The sequence below is a fragment of the Embleya sp. NPDC001921 genome (assembly GCF_053594475.1).
In genome coordinates this window covers 132,244-153,391 of sequence record NZ_JBSFEO010000012.1, presented here as the reverse complement: position 1 = coordinate 153,391, position 21,148 = coordinate 132,244, and the positions used below count along the sequence as shown (strand labels likewise).

18 protein-coding genes are annotated in these 21,148 nt (G+C 72.2%); 6 read left to right on the top strand and 12 right to left on the bottom strand.

Annotation, left to right across the window (positions count from 1 at the left end):
• Window positions 1-16: 16 nt before the first annotated feature.
• The 7 genes from ACWCPW_RS16915 to ACWCPW_RS16885 all read right to left on the bottom strand — a co-directional run bounded on the left by ACWCPW_RS16915 (window position 17) and on the right by ACWCPW_RS16885 (window position 9,283).
• Window positions 17-889 (bottom strand): hypothetical protein, encoded by an 873-nt coding sequence (locus tag ACWCPW_RS16915; RefSeq protein ID WP_449762314.1) that lies wholly within the window; start codon window positions 887-889, stop codon window positions 17-19.
• Window positions 889-3,060 carry a right-handed parallel beta-helix repeat-containing protein gene (locus tag ACWCPW_RS16910; RefSeq protein ID WP_449762313.1) on the bottom strand — a complete coding sequence of 724 codons (2,172 nt, stop codon included), beginning with the start codon at window positions 3,058-3,060 and terminating at the stop codon, window positions 889-891. Before ACWCPW_RS16910 ends, ACWCPW_RS16915 begins: the two co-directional genes overlap by 1 nt.
• 463 nt (window positions 3,061-3,523) lie before the next feature.
• Window positions 3,524-4,504, bottom strand: coding sequence for a hydroxyacid dehydrogenase (locus ACWCPW_RS16905; protein WP_449762373.1), 981 nt, complete (start codon window positions 4,502-4,504; stop codon window positions 3,524-3,526).
• A gap of 77 nt (window positions 4,505-4,581) precedes the next feature.
• Window positions 4,582-5,526 carry a carbohydrate ABC transporter permease gene (locus ACWCPW_RS16900; protein WP_449762312.1) on the bottom strand — a complete coding sequence of 315 codons (945 nt, stop codon included), beginning with the start codon at window positions 5,524-5,526 and terminating at the stop codon, window positions 4,582-4,584.
• Window positions 5,523-6,428 carry a carbohydrate ABC transporter permease gene (locus ACWCPW_RS16895; protein ID WP_449762311.1) on the bottom strand — a complete coding sequence of 302 codons (906 nt, stop codon included), beginning with the start codon at window positions 6,426-6,428 and terminating at the stop codon, window positions 5,523-5,525. The genes ACWCPW_RS16900 and ACWCPW_RS16895 overlap by 4 nt, the downstream gene beginning before the upstream one ends.
• A gap of 159 nt (window positions 6,429-6,587) precedes the next feature.
• Entirely contained in the window at window positions 6,588-7,922 is a 1,335-nt protein-coding gene (locus tag ACWCPW_RS16890; RefSeq protein ID WP_449762310.1) for an ABC transporter substrate-binding protein, read from the bottom strand.
• Window positions 7,923-8,041: 119 nt separating this feature from the next.
• Window positions 8,042-9,283, bottom strand: a complete 1,242-nt coding sequence (locus tag ACWCPW_RS16885) for a substrate-binding domain-containing protein (protein WP_449762309.1) — start codon at window positions 9,281-9,283, stop codon at window positions 8,042-8,044.
• Window positions 9,284-9,512: 229 nt separating this feature from the next.
• Here ACWCPW_RS16885 and ACWCPW_RS16880 point away from each other — a divergent pair, with 229 nt between their 5' ends.
• Window positions 9,513-11,441 carry a DUF2264 domain-containing protein gene (locus ACWCPW_RS16880; protein WP_449762308.1) on the top strand — a complete coding sequence of 643 codons (1,929 nt, stop codon included), beginning with the start codon at window positions 9,513-9,515 and terminating at the stop codon, window positions 11,439-11,441.
• Window positions 11,442-11,610: 169 nt separating this feature from the next.
• On the opposite strand, the gene ACWCPW_RS16875 is transcribed toward ACWCPW_RS16880, so the two are convergent.
• Window positions 11,611-12,267, bottom strand: a complete 657-nt coding sequence (locus ACWCPW_RS16875) for a class I SAM-dependent methyltransferase (RefSeq protein WP_449762307.1) — start codon at window positions 12,265-12,267, stop codon at window positions 11,611-11,613.
• A gap of 144 nt (window positions 12,268-12,411) precedes the next feature.
• Between ACWCPW_RS16875 and ACWCPW_RS16870 the strand changes: the two genes are divergently transcribed.
• On the top strand, window positions 12,412-13,002 hold the full coding sequence (locus ACWCPW_RS16870; RefSeq protein ID WP_449762306.1) for a helix-turn-helix domain-containing protein: 591 nt from the start codon (window positions 12,412-12,414) through the stop codon (window positions 13,000-13,002).
• Window positions 13,003-13,093: 91 nt separating this feature from the next.
• Here ACWCPW_RS16870 and ACWCPW_RS16865 read toward each other — a convergent pair whose 3' ends face one another.
• The gene (locus tag ACWCPW_RS16865) at window positions 13,094-13,684 is read right to left on the bottom strand and encodes a lytic polysaccharide monooxygenase auxiliary activity family 9 protein (RefSeq protein ID WP_449762305.1); all 591 of its coding nucleotides are present in this window, start codon (window positions 13,682-13,684) and stop codon (window positions 13,094-13,096) included.
• A gap of 231 nt (window positions 13,685-13,915) precedes the next feature.
• Window positions 13,916-14,644: a FadR/GntR family transcriptional regulator gene (locus ACWCPW_RS16860; RefSeq protein WP_449762304.1), complete on the bottom strand. Its 729-nt coding sequence runs from the start codon at window positions 14,642-14,644 to the stop codon at window positions 13,916-13,918.
• Between the two features lie 143 nt (window positions 14,645-14,787).
• On the opposite strand from ACWCPW_RS16860, the gene ACWCPW_RS16855 reads away from it, so the two are divergent.
• The 4 genes from ACWCPW_RS16855 to argS all read left to right on the top strand — a co-directional run bounded on the left by ACWCPW_RS16855 (window position 14,788) and on the right by argS (window position 19,355).
• Window positions 14,788-15,312, top strand: a complete 525-nt coding sequence (locus tag ACWCPW_RS16855) for a gluconokinase (RefSeq protein WP_449762303.1) — start codon at window positions 14,788-14,790, stop codon at window positions 15,310-15,312.
• 17 nt (window positions 15,313-15,329) lie between these two features.
• The gene (locus ACWCPW_RS16850) at window positions 15,330-16,709 is read left to right on the top strand and encodes a GntT/GntP/DsdX family permease (protein WP_449762372.1); all 1,380 of its coding nucleotides are present in this window, start codon (window positions 15,330-15,332) and stop codon (window positions 16,707-16,709) included.
• Window positions 16,710-16,898: 189 nt separating this feature from the next.
• Window positions 16,899-17,507, top strand: a complete 609-nt coding sequence (locus tag ACWCPW_RS16845) for a TetR family transcriptional regulator C-terminal domain-containing protein (protein ID WP_449762302.1) — start codon at window positions 16,899-16,901, stop codon at window positions 17,505-17,507.
• A 93-nt stretch (window positions 17,508-17,600) separates the two neighbouring features.
• Window positions 17,601-19,355, top strand: coding sequence for an arginine--tRNA ligase (gene argS, locus ACWCPW_RS16840; RefSeq protein ID WP_449762301.1), 1,755 nt, complete (start codon window positions 17,601-17,603; stop codon window positions 19,353-19,355).
• Window positions 19,356-19,591: 236 nt separating this feature from the next.
• Here the strand turns inward: argS and ACWCPW_RS16835 are convergent, their stop codons facing one another.
• Together ACWCPW_RS16835 and ACWCPW_RS16830 are read right to left on the bottom strand one after the other, a co-directional pair.
• A complete protein-coding gene (locus ACWCPW_RS16835) occupies window positions 19,592-20,404 on the bottom strand; it encodes a hypothetical protein (protein WP_449762300.1) in 813 nt (270 codons plus the stop codon).
• A gap of 4 nt (window positions 20,405-20,408) precedes the next feature.
• The gene (locus tag ACWCPW_RS16830; protein WP_449762299.1) at window positions 20,409-21,098 is read right to left on the bottom strand and encodes a papain-like cysteine protease family protein; all 690 of its coding nucleotides are present in this window, start codon (window positions 21,096-21,098) and stop codon (window positions 20,409-20,411) included.
• Window positions 21,099-21,148: the final 50 nt, after the last annotated feature.

Below are 21,148 nucleotides of genomic sequence, written 5' to 3'. Positions count from 1 at the left end.
CATCGAGGCCACTCGCCTACTCGACCGCGCGAATCACCGTGTCGGCGTTCGGCAGCGGCACGACCCGGGCGGCGGCGGCCCGTCGAGCCAGTTCGCGGTCGAACGCGGCCGACAGGAGGTCGAGTCGAAGGCGTTCGCGGGCCTGGTCGAAAGGCGGTGCCCCGGCCGACGGCGAGGCGGCGGCGAGCAGTTCGGCGTACCGGTCGCGCAGCCGGGACTCGGACAGGTCCACCCCGTCGGCGAGCGACTCCCGTAGCGCAGCGGAGAGTTCGGCCGCCTCGTTGCGCGCGAAGCCGTCCTCGTCATAGCTCGGCACACCCGGCATCGGGCGCCCTTGGGCCCGGGCCGCCGCACGGCGGGCGTTCTCGGCGTCCAGGCGGCTCCGGAAGCCCGCCTCGGACGGGTCGGTCGACACACCGGCCTGCCGGGCCCAGCGGCGCAGCACCGCTTCCACGACGGCCGCGCGCAAGGACCGCTCCAGCAACGCCTCGTGCGGTGTGCGACCCGCGACCGGGGTACGCCAATAGTCGGCACGCGCACCGGCGATCGGGAGCTCCGCCACCACCTCGGCCCGCAATCGCGCTGCGGCCCGACGCAACTCGGCAGCGGTGAGCGGTACTTCGTCCACCGTCGCGACCACCGCGGCCCGATCCACGACGGCGGACGGCGAGGCCGAGCCGCGGGTGGGAACGGAGTTGTGGTCGGGTGTCGCCCGTCCGGACACCGGGGACGGGCCGAGCAGGGCCACCAGGACGCCCACGCCGACGACCGCGATCGACGCGGCGAGTACGGCGGGCCGGCCGAGCACGCGTCGCCGACGACGACCTACGTCGTCCGCCCGCGACCCGGTCCCGCGCGGTGGCCGCACGGCCCGTCCCCGGCTGGACATCAGACGACCTTCAGGTCGAACACGTGCAGTCCGGGTCCCGCGATCGGGCTGCCCGCCGGCAGCGTCACCGACGCCACGGTCCGCGCGGGGTCGATGGCGAGCGACGCGACGCGTACCGTGACGTCCTCCTCGGAGCGCGCCGTGGCCGGATTGCGGTAGTCGGTCTGCGGCTTGTGGTGATAGGCGGCCCGGACCGCGACCTGATCGGAGGCGCCCGCCGCGGTGCTCCACCAGTCGCCCAGGGCGAGCGTCGCCGTCGTCGACGTGCCGTCGGTGTAGGCGACGGTGACCGTGCCGCTCTGCGCGCCGTAGGCACCCGCGCCCAGCACCACCAGGCGGCTGCCGCTGCCGGTGAGCGCGATCCGCTGGCCGGCGACCTTGACGTTGTCCGGCAGACCGTAGGCGCGCGGGTGCCACGTGAACGCGGCGCCGCCCGCGCTGACCGTACCGCCCCGGACGTATCCGGCCGCCGCCAGCGCGGGTCCGGAGTAGCTGCGCCCGGAGAGTCCGAGGCCACCGGTGTTCGGGTTGGCGTCGTCGCCGACTCCGACGTTGTTGTACGCGGCGGCGATCGACGGATACAGCGGCGCGCTCACCGCCGGGCCGTTGTACGCACCCCGGTTGACGCCCGCCCCGCCGGCCGCGACGGGGTTGCCGAAGTAGTCGCGCGAGCCGATGCCGGGTATCGCGACTCCGGTGCCCAGCGCGGGAGATCCGGCGAGCAGCCGGTAACCGCCCGCGTCCTCGCGGCCGGTCGCGGTGCCGGGAGCGGCCAGGCCGGGATCGGCGGTCACCGCCGAGGTGTCACCGGTCGGCGCGGTGAAGCCGCCGTGGTAGACGTTGGCCTGGTAGGTGACGCCCGCCCCGGTGGGCAGCGCGCCCTGACCGGCCACGAACACGTTGTTGGCGACGAGCGTGTTCGCCGAGGGCCCGTTGGGCAGTTCGACGTCCAGCTTCTTGCTCGGGCAGAAGAACGTGTTGTTGTACATCCGCAGCGGGCTGGTGTTGTCGCCCGACGCGTTGGCCCGGATCCGGCAGTCGTCCTGGGCGATGTTGAAGCGCAGGATCTGGGTGGCGTGGAAGTTGCCGAACGCGGTGCAGTTCTGGCAACCGAGGTAGAAGCCACCGCCGTTGTCGTGCGAGTAGTTGTACTGGTAGGTGCACGAGCCGGTGATCGCCCCGTCGCAGTCCCACGCGGTGGAGTCGAAGATGGACGGCCGCTGCCGGGTGACCTCGTTGTACTGGAACACCGGGTCGCGCGAGTTGATCGGCCACATCCCGGCGAAGTTGCCGTTGACGTAGGGGTACTTGCCGCCTCCGCCGTCGTCGAAGAGGTTGTACTCGACCAGCGGCGCGTCCGAACCGTGCACCACGATCCCGTCGCCGCCCACGCTGCGGATGGTGTTCGCCCGGATCAGGACGTCGCGGTGGAAGTCGGCGGGCTTGACCGAGATCTTGATGCCGCCGCCACCGGTGTCGTGCACCTGGTTGTCGGCGATGGTGAGGCCCTCGATCGGTCCGGCGGTCGCCCGGCCGAGCACCACGATGCCGGCCGAGGCGGAGAACCAGCCCGCGTTGGCGCCGGTCTTGTCGCTCCAGCCGGCGACGTCGGAGACCTCCAGGTCGCGCAGCACGATCCCGTACTTGCGGTCGGGGGTGGTGGTGTCGATCTGGACTCCGGTACGGAGGGCCTGGGTCGGCGCCGGGTTGGTCACGTGCAGGCCCTGTACGGTCCACCAGCTCTGGTCGACCAGGCGCACGGTGGAGGGGCCGCCGGTGCCTTGGACCACGGGACGCGGGCCTTCGCCGTAGGCGCCGATGGTGATGGGGTTGCCCGGGGCGCCCGAGCCTTTCGGGGTGAGGGTTCCGGTGCACAGGGTGCCGGCGCGCAGGAGGATGCGGTCGCCGGGTTGGTGGGTGCGGGTGTTGACCAGGGTCAGGTCGCCGAGGGGGTCCTCGGGCGAGGTCCCGGTGGCGTTCGGTCGGCCGGCGCCGCAATCCACGTACGTGGTGGTGGGCGCGGTCGTGGCCGTGGGCGCGGTCGTGGCCGTGGCCGTGGCCGTGGCCGTGGCTGTGGCTGTGGCGCTCGCGGTTTGGGCCGAGACGAGGCCGACCGTGGTGGCCAGGAGGGTCGCCGAGAGGGCGAGGGTCAGGGGTCTGGTGCCGTGCATGTGACCTCCGGTCTGGGGGGTCGTGCATGTGCCTCCGGCTGGGGCCGGAAGTTGTCTGGGCGAGGTCCCCGACGCCCTTCGTTTCGGCCGACGTTCGGCATCGGTCGGGCCGCGTCGGCCTCAAACGCCGGCCGGGCTGAATCTCTTTCGGCGGACCTCGCGGATCGGTTGCCTCAGGTGGCCTCAAACGCCGGCCGGGCTGGATAGGCGTGACCTTCCGAATTGGTTGCTTCGGGTGGTCGCGGCGCCGGCCGGGTCGGGATTGGCCGGACCTTGCGAAGGAGTGGTCCTGGGTGACTCCGAACGTCGGCCGGGTGGGGTGCAGCCGGACCTTGCGAAGGAGTGGTCCTGGGCGACTCCGAACGCCGGCCCGGTGGGGTTCAGCCGGACCGTGCGGGGGGTCCTGGGCGACTCCGAACGCCGGCCGGGTCGGGTTTGGACTCGGCCGGCGTTCGTGGGCCTGTTAGGCCGAGTGGGTGAGGCTGGCTGGTTCCACCGCGTGGGCGAAGGGGAGGCCCCTGGTGTAGCGGTCGAGTTCGTCGAGGGCCAGGGCGACCATGCGGCGGAGTTCGCCGCCCAGGGAGCCGGCGATGTGGGGGGTCAGGAGCACGTTCGGCAGGTCGTACAGCGGGGAGGCGGCGGGGAGGACGTCCGGCTCGGTGACGTCGATGACCGCGTCGAGGCGGCCGGCCACCAGTTCCTCGGTGAGCGCGGCCTGGTCCACGAGCGAGCCCCGCGCGGTGTTGATCAGCGTCGCGCCGTCCCGCATCAGCGCCAGTCGGCGACGGTCCAGGAGGTGCCGGGTGGACTCCAGTTCGGGCGCGTGCACGCTGACCACATCCGAGCGCTCGACCAGTTCGTCCAGGTCCACCCGACGCGCGCCCAGTACCTGGGCCTGCTCGGCGCTCACGTACGGGTCGTGCAGCAGCAGTTCGAAGTCGAACGGGCGGAGCAGTTCGAGCACCCGGCGGCCGATCCGCGAGGCGCCGACGATGCCGATGGTGCGCCGGTAGTTGCCGAACCCCGGGAAGCGCGCGTCCCAGTCGACCAGACGCCGCTCCGCGCGGTACGCGTCCCGGATCCGCAGCACCTTCTTGTTGGCGAACAACACCGCGGCGACCGTGTACTCGGCCACCGGCAGCGCGTTGGCCGAGGCTCCCGAGGAGACGGTCAGGCCGCGCTCCCAGGCGGCGTCGGTGAGGTGGTGCTTGACCGAACCGGCCGCGTGCACCACCGCGCGCAGGCGCGGGGCCCGGGCCAGTACCGCCGCGTCCAGGGGCGCGCTGCCCCAGCAGGTGAACAGTACTTCCGCCTCGGCCAGCGCGGCGGCGACGGCCGGCGTGTCGAAGTCGGCGGCGATCAGGTCGGGATCGACGTCGGCCAGCGTGCTCAGCCGGGCCCGCGCCTCGGTGTCGAGGATGCGCGCGGCCACGGAGGGGTCCATCGCGAGCAGCAGTCGCGGCCGGTGCCGGCGCGGCGCGCCCGTACCGCCGGCGGACTCGAATCGGGTGGTGCCGTTGCTCACTTGACGCTCCCCGCGGAGAGCCCCGAGCGCCAGTGGCGCTGGAGCGAGACGAACGCGACGACCAGCGGAACCACGGCCATCAGCGATCCGGTGATCACCAGCGGATAGAACTCGGGGAAGGCGTGCGCGTTGGTGTTCCACGAGTACAGGCCCAGGCTGACCGGGTAGAGCTTCTGGTCGGAGAGCATCACCAGGGGCAGGAAGAAGTTGTTCCAGATCGCGGTGAACTGGAACAGGAAGATGGTCACGAAGCCCGGCATCATCATCGGCAGCGCGACGCCGAAGAAGGTCCGGATCTCGCCGGCGCCGTCCATCCGGGCGGCTTCGAGCACCTCGCCGGGAACGTACCCGGCGCTGAACACCCGGGCCAGGTAGACCCCGAACGGGTTGACGATGACCGGGATGAACACCGCCCAGAAGGTGTTGACCAGGCCCACCTTGGACGCGAGCAGGTACAGCGGCAGCGCGACGGCGGTGGTGGGCACGAGCACGCCCAGTAGCACGCCGCCGAACAACTTCTCCTTGCCGGGGAAGTCGAACTTGTCGAACGCGTAGCCGGCGAGCACGCTGACGAACGAGCCGAGCGCCGCGCCGACGCCGGCGTAGAGCAGGCTGTTGAGATACCAGCGCCAGTAGATGCCGTCGCTCTCGGTGCTGACGGCCTTGACGTTCTCGGTGAAGTGGAACCCCTCGAACGCGAAGCCGTCGCCGCCGAACAGGCCGCCCATGTCCTTGGTCGCCGCGATCAGCAGCCAGGCCAGCGGCAACATCATGTAGAGCGTGACCAGTACCAGGGCGCCGTTGACGGCGACCTTGCCCATCAGCGCCTCGGTGGCGCGGCCCTTGGCGCGCGGGCGGCGGGCGGGCTTGGCCGCGGGTGCGCGGGTCGGCGCGGGCGCGGGGGCCGCGGCCCCGTCCGGTTGTTGCACGGTGGTGCTCATGCGGTCCTCCGTCCGGACGACAGGCGGGTGACGCCGAACGACAGTGCCGCGGCGAAGACGGCGAGCAGCACCGATGCCGCCGCCGCGAGGCCGAAGTCGTTGGCGCGGAAGGCGGCCGAGTAGGCGTACATGTTGGGTGTCCACGAGCTGCCCACGGCGGGGTTGGCGTCGCTGAGGATGGACGGCTCGGTGAACAGTTGCAGCGAGCCGATGATGGTGAACAACATCGTCATCGCGACGGCGGCGCGGATCATCGGGATCTTCACCGAGACCGCGATGCGCACCGGCCCGGCACCGTCCACCGTGGCCGCCTCGACCACCTCGCGCGGGATCGCCTGGAGCGCGGCGTAGAAGATGATCATGTTGTAGCCGATCCACTCCCACGTGGCGATGTTGACGATCGAGAACAGTGCGGTGTCCGAGGCCAGGAAGTCCCAGTGGATGCCGCCGGATTCGAGCAGTTCGACAACCGGGCTCAGGCCCGGGGTGTAGAGGTAGACCCAGATCAGCGCCGCGATGATGCCCGGGACCGCGTGCGGCAGGAACAGCGCGAGTTGGAAGAACCGGCGGGCCCGGGCCAGCGCCGAGTCCAGCAGCAGGGCCAGCACGAGCGCGGTACCGACCATCACCGGGATGTAGAGGAGGCAGTACAGCCCGATCGCGACGAAGCCGTCGCGGAACTTCTCGTCGCCGAGCGCGTCGGCGTAGTTGCCGAAGCCGCTGAACACACGTCTGGTGCCGCCGAAGCCCAGGCCCGAGGTCTTCTCGGTGAAAAGGCTGAGCCAGATCGCGTAGCCGATCGGCACGACCATGGTGGCGATGAACAGCGCGTAGAACGGGGTCAGGAACAGCGCGGCGGTGGTCTTCCGGCGCCGGCGTCCGGCGCGCAGGGATGTGTTCATGGAACTGCTTCCTCGTGGCGGTCCCCCGGTACGCGGTGGCGCGGAGCGCACCGGGGGCCTGCGGATCACGGGTCGGGCCGAAGGGCGGCCTCGCGGGGCGAGCGGTCCGCTCTCGCCCCTTCGCGGGCGTTCGGCTCTCGCCCCTTCGCGGGCGAGCGGTCAGCTCTTGACCGAGATGCCGCGCTTCTTCAGGTCCTCGACGGTGGTCTTCTGGGCCTCTTCCAGGGCGCCCACGATGCTGCCGCCGCTGGAGAGCTTGCCGAACTGGTCCTTGAGGATCGTGTTGGTCTGCGTCATCGACGGGCCCCAGGTCCAGCCGGTGCCGATCTTCCCGGTGGCCTCGGTGAACAGCGGGTAGATGTCCTGCTTGCCGAAGTAACCGGTGTCGAAGGACTGCGCGGCGGTGGGCACCAGCTCGGTGGCGGCGGGGTACGCGCTGGAGGTGCCGCTGGCGATCCGCGCGGTGATGCCCTCCTTGGTGGTGGTCATCCACTCGATGAAGGTGAGCGCGGCCTTGGTCTTCTTGCTGTCCTTGCTCACCGCGAAGGTCGAGCCGCCGAGCATGCCGTTGGACGGGGTGCCCCAGTCCGGCAGCGGCGCGACCGCCCACTTGCCGGCCAGGTCGGGCTGGCTGCTCTTGAGCACGCCCGCGCTCCACGAGGCGCCGACGATGCCGACCGTGCCGCCGCTCTTGAGGTCGGCGTTCCACTGCTGGCTGAACGAGGGCTGCACGCGCACCAGGTCGTCGGAGACGAGCTTGTTCCAGTACTCGCCGACCTTGCGCGAGTTCGGGTCGGTCAGCGAGACCTTCCAGGCGTCGCCCTCGGTGCCGAACCACGAGCCGCCGGCCTGCCAGGTCAGCCCGGCCATGGTGCTGGGGTCGTCCGGGTAGAAGGTGCCGATCCGCGCGTTCGGGTCGGCCTTCTTGACCTGCTCGGCGGCGGCCCGGTACTCGTCCCAGGTCTTGGGCACCGGGATGTTGTGGTCGGTGAAGAAGTCCTTGCGGTAGTACAGCGCCATCGGCGCCGCGTCCAGCGGCACGGCCCAGGTCTTGCCGCCGAGCTCGGTCAGCTTGTTGACCGACGCGGGGAACTTCGACTTGAGGCCGGATACCTTCGACGAGAGGTCCTGCACGGCCCCCTGGCTGACGAAGTCGGGGAGCTGCGGGTACTCGATGGTGAGCACGTCGGGGGCGTTGCCCGCCTTGACCGCGTTGGCCATCTTCGCGTAGCCGCCGGCGTTGCCGGAGGGGATCTGCTCGTACTTGACCTGGATGTCGGGGTGCGACTTGTTGAACGCGTCCACGACCTCCTGGGTGCCCTTGGTCCAGGACCAGAAGGTGAGCTCCTGCTTCTGGCCCGGGCCGCCGCCCGCGGTGGGGGCGGCGCCGGCGTCCTTCTTCTTGTCGTCGCCGCCGCCACAACCGGTGACGAGGCTCAGGGCGGTGACTATGCCGACCAGAGCCGTGCCGACTCTGATGGATGTGCGCTGCATGGATGCTCCTGGGTCGAACCTGCATCGAAGGCGATAGCGAGCATCATTCGGTCAGGAGCGAACAGCGTCAAGAGCAAATGAACAATCGATGAAAAACGAAACTCGCTATGATCGTTCGATCACAGAATGGCTCGTTCGCTTTCGCTCGCTCGGATCGGGTCGGTCTGGTCGGTCTGGTCGGTCTGGTCGGTCTGGTCGGTCTGGTCGGTCTGGTCCATCTGATCGCTCTCGTCGGTCGGCACCGGGCCGGTCGACTTCGGGTCGCTCGGCTCTGCGGCACCCGGCTCCGTGGTGGCGCGCGGCCGCAGCCTGGGCACCAGCGAGATGTGTCGGGGCGCGCGCCCGTCGTCGCCGTCGGCCAACCGCGCGGCGAGCAACTCGACCGCGATCCGGCCGACCTCGTGCTTGGCCGGCGCGATCGCGCTCAGCGGCGGATCGGCCAGCGCGGCCACCTCGTCGTCGTAGGCGATCAGCGCCAGGTCACCGGGCACCTCCAACCCCGCCGCGCGCAGCCGGGACACCAGCAGCAGCGCGTCCTGGTCGTTGTGCACCAGCGCGGCGGTGGCGGCCCCCGTGCGGGCCGCCTCGATCACCCGGGTGACCGCCCGGTCGAAGCCGTCCGCGTCCTCGCCCGGATGCGGCGTCCGCACCCCGGCCGGATCCGGCGGGGTCAACGACAGCGCGGCCATCGCGGCGGTGTAGCCGGCGTGCACGGCCGGGGTGGTGGGACTGCCGACCCGGGCCACCAGCAGGATGCGCTCGTGGCCGAGCCCGCCCAGTCGGCGGACCGCCTGCGCCGCGCCCAGCGCGTGGTCGGAGGCCACCCGGTCCAGGTGTTCGAGCCCGGAACCGATCTCGGCGCGCCGCTCCACCAGCACCACGGGCACCGGCAGTCGCCCCATCCAGGCGTCCTCCCCGCCCGGCCCCGGCGCGCGCGAGGGGGTCAGCAGCAGCCCGTCCACGCCGCCGCGCAACAACTGGTCCACCTGGTCCCGGTCCTCGCTGGGCAGGTAGCGCGAGATGCCCAGCACCAGCCGGCCACCGATCGCCTCGACCGCGTCCCGGGCGCCGCGCACGACCTCCGGGAAGTAGTAGGTGGCGGAGGGTACGAGCATGCCCACCGTCGGGCCGTCGTGGCCGTTCGCGGGCGGCCGGGCCGGCTCCGGCGCGGACGGGCGGGCATGCGGAAGGGTGGCGCCGCCGTGCACCCGGGCCAACAGGCCGCTCGCCACCAGGGCGGTGACATCGCGCCGCACGGTGACCAGGGACACGCCCAGTTCCTCGGCGATCTCCACCACCTTGACGCTGCCCTGTTCGCGGGCCGTCCTGAGAATGAGTTCCTGCCGCTGTTCCGCCAACACCGTGGACGTCGTCCTTCCGTTCAGCGCACGGCCCGGACCGGGCCGCACCCCCCTGCGTCCGGCTGCTGTCCGGCCGCCGCCTCAGCCTAGGGCATCGCCATTCGATTTTGATTGAAAAGGATCGTTCGATCAAACCGACTCTTGACCTGATCGATCGACCCCGCCTAGCGTGTCGACGGCCGCGCGCGTCAGCGTGTCGACGGCCGCGCGCGTCCAGTCGAGGAGATCCGTGAACACACCGCACCCCTTCGTGCTTCCCCCGGAGGATCGCGCGCTGAGCCCGTACACCGGCTGGACCCGCGCGCACTGGGAGGCGGTGGCCGACGGCCTGCTCGCCGCGGTGCGCCCGTACCGCTCCCCCGGCGGCGCGCTGATCACCCTTCCCGGGCGCACGAGTTGGTCCGGCGAGCGCTCGGACGGACTGGAGGGCTACGCCCGCACGTTCCTGCTCGCGGCACTGCGCGCGGCCGGCACCGCCGCCTCCGGCCGAACGGTCCCGGCGGGCCTCCTGGAGCCGTACGCCGACGGCCTGCGCACGGGAACGGCCGCACCGGGCACGGCGGATCCCGAGTCCTGGCCGGCCGTGGTCGACCGCGGTCAGGCGATGGTCGAGGCCGCGTCGGTGGCCCTGGCCCTGCACCTGACGAAGGATCAACTGTGGGACGGGCTCGACGAGTCCACCCGCGAGCGGGCGGCCGACTGGCTCGCGGGCGCATTGCGGCACGAGCCGGTGGACAACAACTGGTGGCTCTTCCCGGTCGCGGTGGGCACCTTCCTGGAGGCGGCCGACAGGCATCGCGACGAGGCCCGAGCCGCGATCGACCGGGGTCTGGCGAGGATCGAGAAGTGGTACGTCGGCGACGGCTGGTACAGCGACGGGGCCGGACGCTACTTCGACCACTACAACGGCTGGGCGATGCACCTGTACCCGCTGCTGTGCGCGGCGGTCGCGGGCACACCGGCCGATCCGGTCCGGCGCGAGCGGCTGCGCGAGTTCCTGACCGGCTACGGCCGGCTCTTCGACCGCACCGGCGCGCCGCTGCACCAGGGGCGTTCGCTGACCTACCGGTTCGCGGCGGCGGCCCCGCTGTGGCTGGGCGCGCTGGTGGACGCCACGCCGTACCCGCCGGGCACCACCCGGCGGCTGGCGAGCGGTGTGCTGCGGCACTTCCTGGACCGCGGCGCGGCCCGCGACGGCCTGCTCTCACTGGGCTGGTACGGCCCGGACCCGGCGACCGTGCAGGCGTACTCGGGCTCGGCGTCGCCGTACTGGGCGGCCAAGGGCTTCGTCGGCCTGCTGCTGCCCGAGCGGCACGAGGTGTGGACCGCCAGGGAGTGCGCCGGGCCGGCCGAGGACACGGACGTCGACCCCGCACTCGGCCTGCCCGGCCCCGGCCTGCTCGTGCACTCCGGGCACGGCGTGGGACGGCTGGTCAACCACGGCGCCGACCATCAGCCGGTCGCGGCGACCACGCCGACCGCCGGGATCGACCCGGACGATCCGCTGTACGCCCGGCTGGCCTACTCGACGCTGACCGGCCCGACCCGGGAGGGCGATCCGGCGGACAACCACATCGGGCTCGTCCTGGCCGGCGGGACGACCGGACGCGGCCGGATCGAGCCGCTGGGCGCCGGCCCCGGGTGGGCGGCCTCGGCACACCTGCCCACGCTCGCCGGGCAGCCGGTGCCGGACACCCGGATCGTGTCGATCAGCGTGGCGCGCGGTCCGTACGAGGTACGCGTGCACCACGTCCGGGCGCCCGAGGGCACCGCCGTGCGCGAGAGCGGGTGGGCGCCGGCGACCTCCTCCCGCGACGCGTTGCGGTCCACGGCCGACGGCCTCGGCGCGCGGGTGGCCGCCGCGTCGGTACACAGCACGCTGACCGGCGCGCACGGCTGGGACCGGGCCCGCGTCGACTCGGCGCCGCACGGGACCGCGTTCGGCGAGGTCGCCGCACTCGCCGTGTTGGAGGGCACGGTGGCCGCCGGCCCGCTGGTCACGGTGCTGTCACTGACCTGGGCGGACGCCGCGCCCGTCGCGGCGCCGCGAGTGCTGGCGACGGCGTCGGGCGTGGATGTGACGTGGGCCGACGGGAGCACGAGCCGGATCCGCCGGGACGGGGCGGACCACTGCTCGGTGACCCACGGGCACCCCTGAACCGAAGCGACGCCACCACCACCGCGTCCGCTCCGACCGGGCGAACCACTGCTCGATGCTTCGCGAGCACGCCCGATCCGAAGCGACGCCGCCACCGCCGCGCCCGCCGCGACCGCTCGGACCGGGTCGCCCGGCGGGCCGGCGGCCCGGCCGCGCCCGGGCGACCGGCTCAGCCCGCCAGTCGGCGCACCATCAAGGTGTTGTCCGTGCGGGTGGTGGGCCGGCCCTCGGGGTCGTTCTGGATCCGCTCGTGCTCCTCGCTGCGGAGCACCTCCCACTGCCCGTCCGGGAGTTCGAGCGCGGCCAGCACCTCGTCGGGGGTGGGGAACCGCACGTCCGGGTGCGGGTTCGTCTCCCAGGCCGGGAACCCGCAGTGACCCACGACCAGCAGCACGCCGCCGGGCGCGACGTTCGCGGCGGCGGTGCGCAGGATCGCGTCGCGGTCCAACTCGCCGTGCGAGTGCAGGAAGTGCGCCGAGATCAGGTCGAAGGTGCCGGCCGGGAAGGTCGCGCCCAGGTCGTGCCACTGCCAGTCGATCAGGTCGGTGACCCCCTCCTCCTTCGCGTGCTCCGCGGCCCGCTCCAGCGCGATCCGGGAGACGTCGGTGGCGGTCACCCGCCAGCCGCGCCTGGCCAGCCAGATCGCGTCGGCCCCCTCGCCGCAGCCCAGGTCCAGCGCGCGGCCGGGCGGCAGGTCGGAGGTCTCCCGGACCAGGGCGGCGTTCGGGTTGCCGCTCCAGATCCGATGGCTCTCCGCGTATCGGGCGTCCCAGAGTTCCGCCGCCGAGGGCTGGTCGGCGTGCTCCGCGAGCTGGTCGTCGGTCATCGTGGGAATCCTTTGTGGCGGTGGCGGATGCGCCCGGCCGTACCCGGCCGAGGCGGGCGGCACGTGGTCCGCCGCCCTGTCGAAAATGGTCCGCCCGGCGCCCGGTGATTGACAAACCTTGTTGCCGAGTCGGCAAATGGTGCCATGAAAGATGGCGAGCTCACCTCGGTCCTCACCGCCGTCGGCCCGCGCCTGCGAGCGCTGCGCCAGGAGCGGGGCACCACGTTGGCCGACCTGAGCGAGAGCACCGGGATCTCGCCCAGCACGTTGTCCAGACTGGAGTCCGGGCTGCGCAAACCCACGCTGGAACTGCTGCTCCCGCTGGCGAAGGCGTACGGCGTGCAGTTGGACGAGTTGGTGGACGCGCCGGAGACCGGGGATCCGCGGGTGCACGCGCGCCCGATCCAGCGCCACGGGATGACCATCATCCCGCTGACCCGGTACAGCGGCGGGCTGCACGCGTTCAAGCAGATCCTGCCGCCCGGACTCGGCGGCCGCGCACCCGAGTTGCAGACGCACGAGGGCTACGAGTGGATGTACATCCTGTCCGGCCGGCTGCGGCTGTACCTGGGCGAGCACGAACTCGTGCTGGTGGCGGGCGAGGCCGCGGAGTTCGACACCCGCACCCCGCACGCCTTCACCTGCGTCGGGCCGGAGCCGGTGGAGTTCCTCAGCCTGTACGGCACCCAGGGCGAGCGCATGCACGTACGGGCCCGGCCCGGTGGCGGCGGGTGAGGCGCCCGCGCGTGCCGGTGGGCCGGAGGGTCGTCGCGGTGCGGCGACCCTCCGGCCCGTTCGTACCGGCATGGGACGTGCCGGAGTGGGATCAGAAGGTGACGTCGGTGCACTGGTAGAACGCGTTACCGGTGTCCGCGATGTCCCAGACCGCGAAGATCACCGCCTTGCCGCTGCGGCCGGCCGGGAGCGTGCCGGTGTGCGAGACGGTCGCGCCGGGCTGCACCCCGCCGTAGGGGACGCTCAGGAACGGGGTGCTCTCCAACTGCGCCCGGGTGATCGGCTGGCTGGGGTTCCAGCTCGACTTGGTGACGAAGTAGCGGAACGTCGTGGTGGCGTGCCGCGCGGTCAGCTTCCAGGTGAACGTCTTGCTCGATCCGGAACTCACCGGAGTGCTCGGCCACGCGCCGCCACGCGGGTCGTCGAGTTGGGCGAAGCGGCTGTTGCCGCCCGCGCAGAGTCGGCCGTCGGCCGGTCCGCGCGCCGGGAAGCCCTTCGGGCCCTCCACGCTCTGCGGTTCCCACTGGATCTCACCGCAGTTGGTGACGGTGCCCTGGGCGCAGTAGGCGGAACGGCTGGGCGGGCTGGTGACCCAGCCGTGCGCGCCCGCGGTGCCGGCCATCATCAGGGGGAACGAGACGGCGGGGATGGTCAGCGCCGTCAGGATGGTCCTTTTACGCATGGAACTCTCCTTGGGGACGAGTGAATGCGAAGGACGTTCGAACGGTCCGGGTCCGCGTCGTACGCCTTTTTCACCGGATGCCCACATCCGTAGTGCGTTCCTCAAGTTAAGAGGTCCAGACCACTCGGTCAATGGTCTGGACCACAGCAACAGAGACGAAGTCCCTTTCCGGACACGGAGGTTGATGATCTTGCCGGTTTTTGCCGGCAGCTCCGAGCGGGGCCGATCGCTTCAGACGCGATCGGCTTCGGCGTCCGATTGCGGCGCCAGTACGTCCAGTTCCGCCATCGCGCCGAGGGTGATCGCGCGGGTCAGTCGCTCCGCGCCGGCCGCGTCGCCCTCGCGGACCGCCTCGGCGACCCGGACGTGCAGCGAGACCGCGGCCGGGTCCGGGTCCGGGAACATCACGTGGTGGTGGGTGCGGCCGGTCAGCACCTCGGCGACCACGTCGCCGAGCCGGGCGAACATCTCGTTGCCGGACGCGGCCAGGATCACCCGGTGGAAGGCGATGTCGTGCACGAGGTAGGCCTGCAACTGCCGGCCGCGCGAGGTGGAGACCATGCCGAGCGCGTGCTCGGTCAGCGCGGCGCATTGGGCAGGCGTCGCGGACACGGCGGCCAGCGCCGCCGCCGCGGGTTCGATCGCCGAGCGCAGTCCGGTCAGCGACCGGAGCTGGCGCGGGCGGTCGGCGCCGGCCAGCCGCCAGCGGATCACGTACGGGTCGAAGACGTTCCACTGCTCGGCCGGACGGACGGTGACCCCGACCCGGCGCCGCGACTCGACCAACTGCATCGACTCCAGCACCCGAATCGCCTCGCGGACCACGGTGCGCGAGACCTCGAAGCGGTGCTCCAGCTCGTCGGTGCGCAGAACCGTGCCGGCGGGGTAGGCGCCGGCCGTGATGGCCGGCCCGAGGGACTCCAGCACCTTCATATGCAAGCCCCGGCCCTCGTTCTCCATGGCGGCAGCCTACTGGGCGGGGTGCGTCGAGCCGATCAGATTACGTATGACTTAATTGCTCCGAAGTCTTGATTAAGTACTACCTATACGTTTGGGTATGGACGGCGCCCGAGCACGAGCCGGGCAAGGACAGCGAGGTATCGATGAACGCCCCCCACGTCGTGGTGGTCATGGGTGTGTCCGGGACGGGGAAGTCCACGGTCGGTCGGCTACTGGCCGCCGAACTGCGGGTGCCCTACGCGGACGCGGACGACTTCCACCCACCCGCCAACATCGCCAAGATGTCGGCCGGGATCCCGTTGGACGACGTGGACCGCGCGCCGTGGCTGGACGCCGTCGGCGGCTGGCTCGCCGCGCACGCGCGGTCCGGCGGCGTGGTCGGCTGCTCCGCGCTCAAGCGCGGCTACCGCGACCGGCTGCGGCTGGCGGCGCCCGAGTTGATCACCGTGCACCTGGTCGGCGACCGCGCCCTGATCGCCGAGCGCCTGCGCCGGCGCACCGGCCACTTCATGCCGGAGACCCTGCTCGCCTCGCAGTTCGCCGATCTGCAACCGCTGGAGCCGGACGAGGCGGGCCTCGTGCTCGACATCTCGCCCGGACCCGACGCCGTCACCGCGCAGGCCGTCGCCGCGCTGCGCCGCCTCGAACCGAATCAGGAAACTTCGTGACCGCCATAGCTGTGCCGATGGTGGCGGCGGGGGCGCCGACCGCGCCGATCACCTCGGCCGGACACGCCCAACTCGGCCTCGCGGTGCTCGTCGGCATCGGCGTGATCGTGCTGCTCATCGGCCGCTTCAAGCTGCACGCCTTCCTGGCGTTGACGATCGGCTCGCTGGTGCTCGGCGCGGTCGCCGCGGCCCCCTTGGACAAGGCGATCGCCAGTTTCACCTCGGGCCTGGGTTCCACCGTCGCGGGCGTCGGCGTACTGATCGCGCTCGGCGCGATCCTGGGCAAGCTGCTGGCCGACTCCGGCGGCGCCGACCAGATCGTGGACACCATCCTGGCCAAGGCGAGCGATCGCAGCATGCCCTGGGCGATGGCGCTGATCGCGGGCATCATCGGCCTGCCGCTGTTCTTCGAGGTCGGCGTGGTGCTGCTGATCCCGGTCGTGCTCCTGGTGGCCAAGCGCGGCAACCACTCGCTGATGCGGGTGGGCATCCCGGCGCTGGCCGGCCTGTCCGTGATGCACGGGCTGGTCCCGCCGCACCCCGGCCCGCTCGCGGCCATCGACGCGATCGACGCCGACCTGGGCGTGGTGCTCGCGCTCGGCGTGCTGGTCGCGATCCCGACGCTGGCCATCGCGGGCCCGCTGTTCGGCCGGTACGCCTCGCGCTGGGTGGACATCGCGCCGCCGGAGAACCTGGTCCCCGAGCGTTCCTCGGCCGACCTGGAGCGACGGCCCGGCTTCGCCGTCACCGTGGGCACCGTGTTGCTCCCGGTGGTGCTGATGCTCGGCAAGGCGCTGGTGGACATCGTCGTCGACGACCCCGCGGACCGGGTCCAGCGGGTCGCGGACGTGGTCGGCTCGCCGCTGATCGCGCTGCTGTCGGCGGTGATCGTGGCGATGTTCACGCTCGGCCGGGCCGCCGGATTCACCCGGGACCGGCTGTCCGGCACGGTGGAGAAGGGGCTGCTGCCGATCGCGGGCATCCTGCTGATCGTCGGCGCGGGCGGCGGCTTCAAGCAGACCCTGATCGACGTGGGCGTCGGCCGGATGGTCCTGGACATCTCCGAGGACTGGGCGATATCCCCGCTGCTGCTCGCGTGGCTGATCGCGGTGGCGATCCGGCTGGCCACCGGTTCCGCGACGGTGGCGACCATCTCGGCGGCGGGCCTGGTGGCACCGCTGGCCGCGGACATGAGCAGCACGCACGCCGCGCTGCTGGTGCTGGCCGTGGGCGCGGGGTCGCTGTTCTTCAGCCACCTCAACGACGCGGGATTCTGGCTGGTCAAGGAGTACTTCGGGATGAGCGTGGGCCAGACGGTGAAGACCTGGTCGCTGATGGAAACGATCATCTCGGTGGTCGCGGGCGGGTTCGTGCTGCTGTTGTCACTGGTGTTGTAGCGCACGCTCCCGGGCCCGGAGAGCGGTACGCGGCGGGGCGGGCGAGGCGGGGCGCGGCGGACCCGGCGCCGTGGTGGCCCACGCGCCACGGTGCGCCGCCACGATCCCACCCCGCCGGCGCGGTCCGGCGCGGCGTGGAGACGGTGTCGGGTCCACCACGATCGGCCGGGCAGGCCCTAAGCTGCCGGCATGTCGGGTCCCCAGGATGCTGCTCGTGACGAGGATCGGGTCCGCGCAGCCGCGTTCCGCCTCGTATCGGCCCGGGGCGGCTCGCCGGTCACCCCCGACGAACTCGCCGCCACCCTCGATCCGCCGCCTGCCGAACTCGGCCTGACCGACCCCGACGACGTGCTGCTCGCCGCCGTGCACTGGTCCCATCGCCTGATCGCCCGGCGCTTCTTCGACCTCACCGCCGGCCGCTTCGGCCTCGCCGCGCTGCGAGCGGGCCTGCGCGACCTGCTCCCGTTGGACGAGGACCGCCTTCGGGAGACGGTGCTCGAGGTGGCCATGTGGCACCGCGGCCTGGTCTCCCCCAAGGTCGCCGCGAACAACCGCCGTGAACGCGAGGACCTGAGCGTGATCGTCCGCGGTGTTTTGCGCGACGCCCGCGACGACGGCGAACTGATCGACGGCGTGGACGTGGACCGGGTCGCGGCCGAACTGCTGGCCCTGATCGACGGCCTGAGCGTGCACGCGCTGCTCTACCCCGAGCGCATGTCCGGCACCGCCGCCGCCCGCGCGCTCGACGCCGAACTCGACCGGATCGCCCGCTCCGGCAGGGACCACGAGGCCCGCTGACCCACCCCGTACACCACCCGTCTCGCCCGTCCCGCCGCCGCACGCGCGGAAAATGACATGAGTCCGCACCCCCGGGTCGGCTAGCTTCCCCGCATGGCCACTCCGGAGAAGCTGCTCATCGAGCGGCTGGCACCGGCGTTCGCACGGGTCGCGGGCACCCCCGCCGATCCGACGATCCGCCCGAGCCGGCACGCGGACTTCCAGTGCGACGGGGCCCTGGCCCTGGGCCGACGCCTGGGCCGCGACGCGCGCGAGATCGCGGCCGAGGTGCTCCGGTACGCCGCGCTGGACGACCTGTGTTCGGCGGTGGAGATCAGCGGGCCCGGCTTCGTGAACCTCACCCTCGCGCCGACCACGCTCGGCCGGTTGCTCGCCGGGATCGCCGCCGACGAACGGCTCGGCGTGCCGCGTACCGACCGGCCCGAGACGATCGTCGTCGACTACTCGGGGCCGAATACCGCCAAGGAGATGCACGTCGGCCACCTGCGCTCGACGATCATCGGCGACGCCGCCGTACGGGTACTGGAGTGGCAGGGCCACACCGTGCTGCGCCGCAACCATCTCGGCGACTGGGGCACCCCGTTCGGGATGCTGATCGAGCACCTCCTGGACATCGGCGAGACCGAGGCCGCGCACGAGTTGTCGGTCGGCGACCTGACCGGCTTCTACCAGGCCGCACGGCGTGCCTTCGACGCCGACGAGGCGTTCCGGGTCCGGTCCCGGGAACGGGTGGTCGCGTTGCAGGCGGGCGATCCGACCACGTTGCGGTTGTGGCGGGTGCTGGTGACCGAGTCCAAGAAGTACTTCATGGCGGTCTACGCCCGACTCGGTGTCCGGCTGACTGCGGACGACTTCTTCGGGGAGAGCGGCTACAACGATGAACTGGCGCCGCTGGTACAGGAGTTGGCCGAGCTGGGATTGCTCCGGGAGAGCGCCGGCGCGCAGTGTGTCTTCCCCGCGGGCTTCGTCAATCGCGACGGCGAGCCGCTGCCGCTGATCGTGCGCAAGAGCGACGGCGGATTCGGCTATGCCGCCACCGATCTGGCCACCCTGCGACACCGGTTGCGGGACCTGGCGGCGGACCGGCTGTTGTACGTGGTCGGCACGCCGCAGAGCGGACACCTGGAGATGGTGTTCACGACCGGGCGCGACGCGGGATGGCACGATACGTCCGCGCGCGACGCGGGCCGGCCCGGTGCGCCCGCGCGGATCGAACACGTCGACTTCGGCTACGTGTTGGGCTCCGACGGAAAGATCCTGCGGACCCGGGCCGGGGCCTCGGTCAAGCTGGTCGACCTGCTCGACGAGGCGGTGGCCCGGGCCGCCGCCACGATCGCCGAGAAGAACCCGGACCTGGACGCGGACGCGCGGGCGGCGGTGGCCCGGGCGGTCGGCATCGGCGCGGTGAAGTACGCCGACCTGTCCGGGGATCGGCGCAAGGACTACCGCTTCGACTACGACCGCATGCTCTCCTTCGACGGCAACACCGCGCCCTACCTCCAGTACGCGCACGCCCGGACCCGCTCGATCCTGCGCCGGGCCGGCGTCGAGGCACCGCGGGCGACCGGGCCGCTGGTGATCCGGGAGCCGGCCGAACGGGCCCTGGCCCTGGGGCTCCTGGCCTTCCCGGACGTGATCGCGGAGGTCGGCGAATCGCTGGACTTCCATCGCCTCGCCCTCCACCTGTTCGAACTGGCGACCACGGTCACCGGTTTCTACGAGAACTGCCCGGTGTTGCGCTCGACGGGCGAGATCCGGCACTCGCGACTGATCCTGTGCGACCTGACCGCGCGCACCCTGGCGCGCGGCTTGGACCTGCTGGGCATCGAGGCGCCGGAGCGGATGTAGCCGAGCGGTTGACGCCGAGCGGGTTGACGCCGACCGGCCGGCACACGGCCCGTTTGCCGCCGACCGGTTCGCGGCCGACCGCGCCGACGCCCGCGCCCGCGTGCTCGGCGGGCGTGGGCGTGGGCGTGGGCGGTCGTGGAAGAACCTTCCCGGGCGGGGTCGACGTGGGGAGGAGCGTCGACCCCGCCCGGCCGGAAGGTCCCGGCGGCCCCGATCGGGGCCGCCGGGCATCGGGGTCAGCCGCGGCGGCGCCGGACCCTGACCAGCACGCCGCCCGCGCCGGCGACGCCGAGCAGACCGGCCGCGGCGATCGCGGTCGGGCCGACGCCGAACGGGTCGTCGTCGGTGCGCGCCGTACCGGTGTCGGTCGGCCCGAAGCCGCCCGCGAGGCCCTTGGCGTCGTAGCCGGAGCCGGGCAGCTTGTCCGCGTAGGCCCGGTGCACCCGGTCCCGGTACGCCGCGACGGTGGCCCCGCCGGCGCCGATCGCACGCTTCGCGTCGGCGTTCAGCGGCAGCACCCGGTCGCCGCCCTGCACGTACCAGGCGTTGATCTGCGGCTCGCGGAAGACGACGCCGCCCGCGAGCAGACGCGCGCCGGCCGCGGTGTAGCGCGCCTCGTCGTCGCCGTCCGCGATGTTGACCACCTGTCGGCCCTGCGGCCCGTCCACGGTCCACACCGACGCCTTGCGGCCGTCGGCGGCCACCACGGTGGCGGCGAGGAACTCCTGCCGGGCGATCGGCACCGGCCGCGCGCCCGGGCGGGCCGCGACGAACTCCGGGGCCAGCGTGTACACGGCGACCACGTCGCCGTCGATCCGGGGCGCCGCGTCCGCCGCCGCGAGCGCGCCGTCCCGGGCGAAGAACCTGGACAACGTGTCGAGCGTGCCGGGCGCGGCGATCACGTCGCGCGCGGCGCCCACGCTGACCGCGTCCGGCGCCGGCGGCGCGGGCACGGACGCGGCGTGCGCGGCCTGGGGGGTGAGCGTCAGGGTCAGCGCCGCCGCGAGGGTACCCGCCGCGAACAGGCGCTTGATGCCGCCTCCGGTCATGGCGTCACGCTCCGATCCGGTAGAGCGAGTGGGTCCAGGAGAACTCGTTGTTGTTCACGTACCAGTTGTGCGCGGCCCAGTTGTAGCGGTGGTTGTCCGGCCACGGGTCGCCCCAGTAGACCCAGTTCTGCGCGGTGTCGAAGCCGTAGATCAGGTGCATGTGGCCGCCGCCCGAGGACCACTGGATCCGGGTCTCGATCGGCCGGTTCGCGTTGATCTCGGTCTGTACGGTGCTGTACTGGAGCCAACCGTTCACGTAGGAGCCGGAGTTGATCCCGGCCCAGCGCAGTGCCGTCTGCACGTTGCCGAGCGTGGCCTGCGAGTTGGGGCATTCGGTGCTCTGCGATCGCCCGAACGCCGCGTTGCAGAACTGGTTCTGGCTGTAGTTGCGGCCGTACCAGGTCGCGATCGTGTTGCCGGCGCCCGCCCAGCACCAGTTGCTCTTCTGCTGGGCCTGCATGGTGATGTTCAGCTTCTTCGTGGCGAGCACGAGCGGTTGGGCCTGTTCCGGGGTCGCCGGGGTTGCCGGGGTTGTGCTCCGCGCCTGGGCGGCCGGCGCGGAGAAGCCGGCGGCGGAGGCGGACGCCGCCGAGGGAACCGCGAACAGCGCGGACAGCAGCGCGAACACGGTGAGGGTCAGCGCACCGGTGCGGCGGCCGGACACGGGGTTCGTGCGTGGGGACGTTCGAGTCATGGCGTTCCTTCCGTAACGGAGGGACGGGGTGGGGCGTGGCGCGCGTCCGG

Excerpts from the sequence above, each read along its gene's own strand:
- ACWCPW_RS16915 (WP_449762314.1), bottom strand. The coding sequence starts at position 889 with ATGTCCAGCCGGGGACGGGCCGTGCGGCCACCGCGCGGGACCGGGTCG.
- ACWCPW_RS16910 (WP_449762313.1), bottom strand. The coding sequence starts at position 3,060 with ATGCACGGCACCAGACCCCTGACCCTCGCCCTCTCGGCGACCCTCCTG.
- ACWCPW_RS16905 (WP_449762373.1), bottom strand. The coding sequence starts at position 4,504 with ATGGACCCCTCCGTGGCCGCGCGCATCCTCGACACCGAGGCGCGGGCC.
- ACWCPW_RS16900 (WP_449762312.1), bottom strand. The coding sequence starts at position 5,526 with ATGAGCACCACCGTGCAACAACCGGACGGGGCCGCGGCCCCCGCGCCC.
- ACWCPW_RS16895 (WP_449762311.1), bottom strand. The coding sequence starts at position 6,428 with ATGAACACATCCCTGCGCGCCGGACGCCGGCGCCGGAAGACCACCGCC.
- ACWCPW_RS16890 (WP_449762310.1), bottom strand. The coding sequence starts at position 7,922 with ATGCAGCGCACATCCATCAGAGTCGGCACGGCTCTGGTCGGCATAGTC.
- ACWCPW_RS16875 (WP_449762307.1), bottom strand. The coding sequence starts at position 12,267 with ATGACCGACGACCAGCTCGCGGAGCACGCCGACCAGCCCTCGGCGGCG.
- ACWCPW_RS16870 (WP_449762306.1), top strand. The coding sequence starts at position 12,412 with ATGAAAGATGGCGAGCTCACCTCGGTCCTCACCGCCGTCGGCCCGCGC.
- ACWCPW_RS16865 (WP_449762305.1), bottom strand. The coding sequence starts at position 13,684 with ATGCGTAAAAGGACCATCCTGACGGCGCTGACCATCCCCGCCGTCTCG.
- ACWCPW_RS16860 (WP_449762304.1), bottom strand. The coding sequence starts at position 14,644 with ATGGAGAACGAGGGCCGGGGCTTGCATATGAAGGTGCTGGAGTCCCTC.
- ACWCPW_RS16855 (WP_449762303.1), top strand. The coding sequence starts at position 14,788 with ATGAACGCCCCCCACGTCGTGGTGGTCATGGGTGTGTCCGGGACGGGG.
- ACWCPW_RS16850 (WP_449762372.1), top strand. The coding sequence starts at position 15,330 with ATGGTGGCGGCGGGGGCGCCGACCGCGCCGATCACCTCGGCCGGACAC.
- ACWCPW_RS16845 (WP_449762302.1), top strand. The coding sequence starts at position 16,899 with ATGTCGGGTCCCCAGGATGCTGCTCGTGACGAGGATCGGGTCCGCGCA.
- argS (WP_449762301.1), top strand. The coding sequence starts at position 17,601 with ATGGCCACTCCGGAGAAGCTGCTCATCGAGCGGCTGGCACCGGCGTTC.
- ACWCPW_RS16835 (WP_449762300.1), bottom strand. The coding sequence starts at position 20,404 with ATGACCGGAGGCGGCATCAAGCGCCTGTTCGCGGCGGGTACCCTCGCG.
- ACWCPW_RS16830 (WP_449762299.1), bottom strand. The coding sequence starts at position 21,098 with ATGACTCGAACGTCCCCACGCACGAACCCCGTGTCCGGCCGCCGCACC.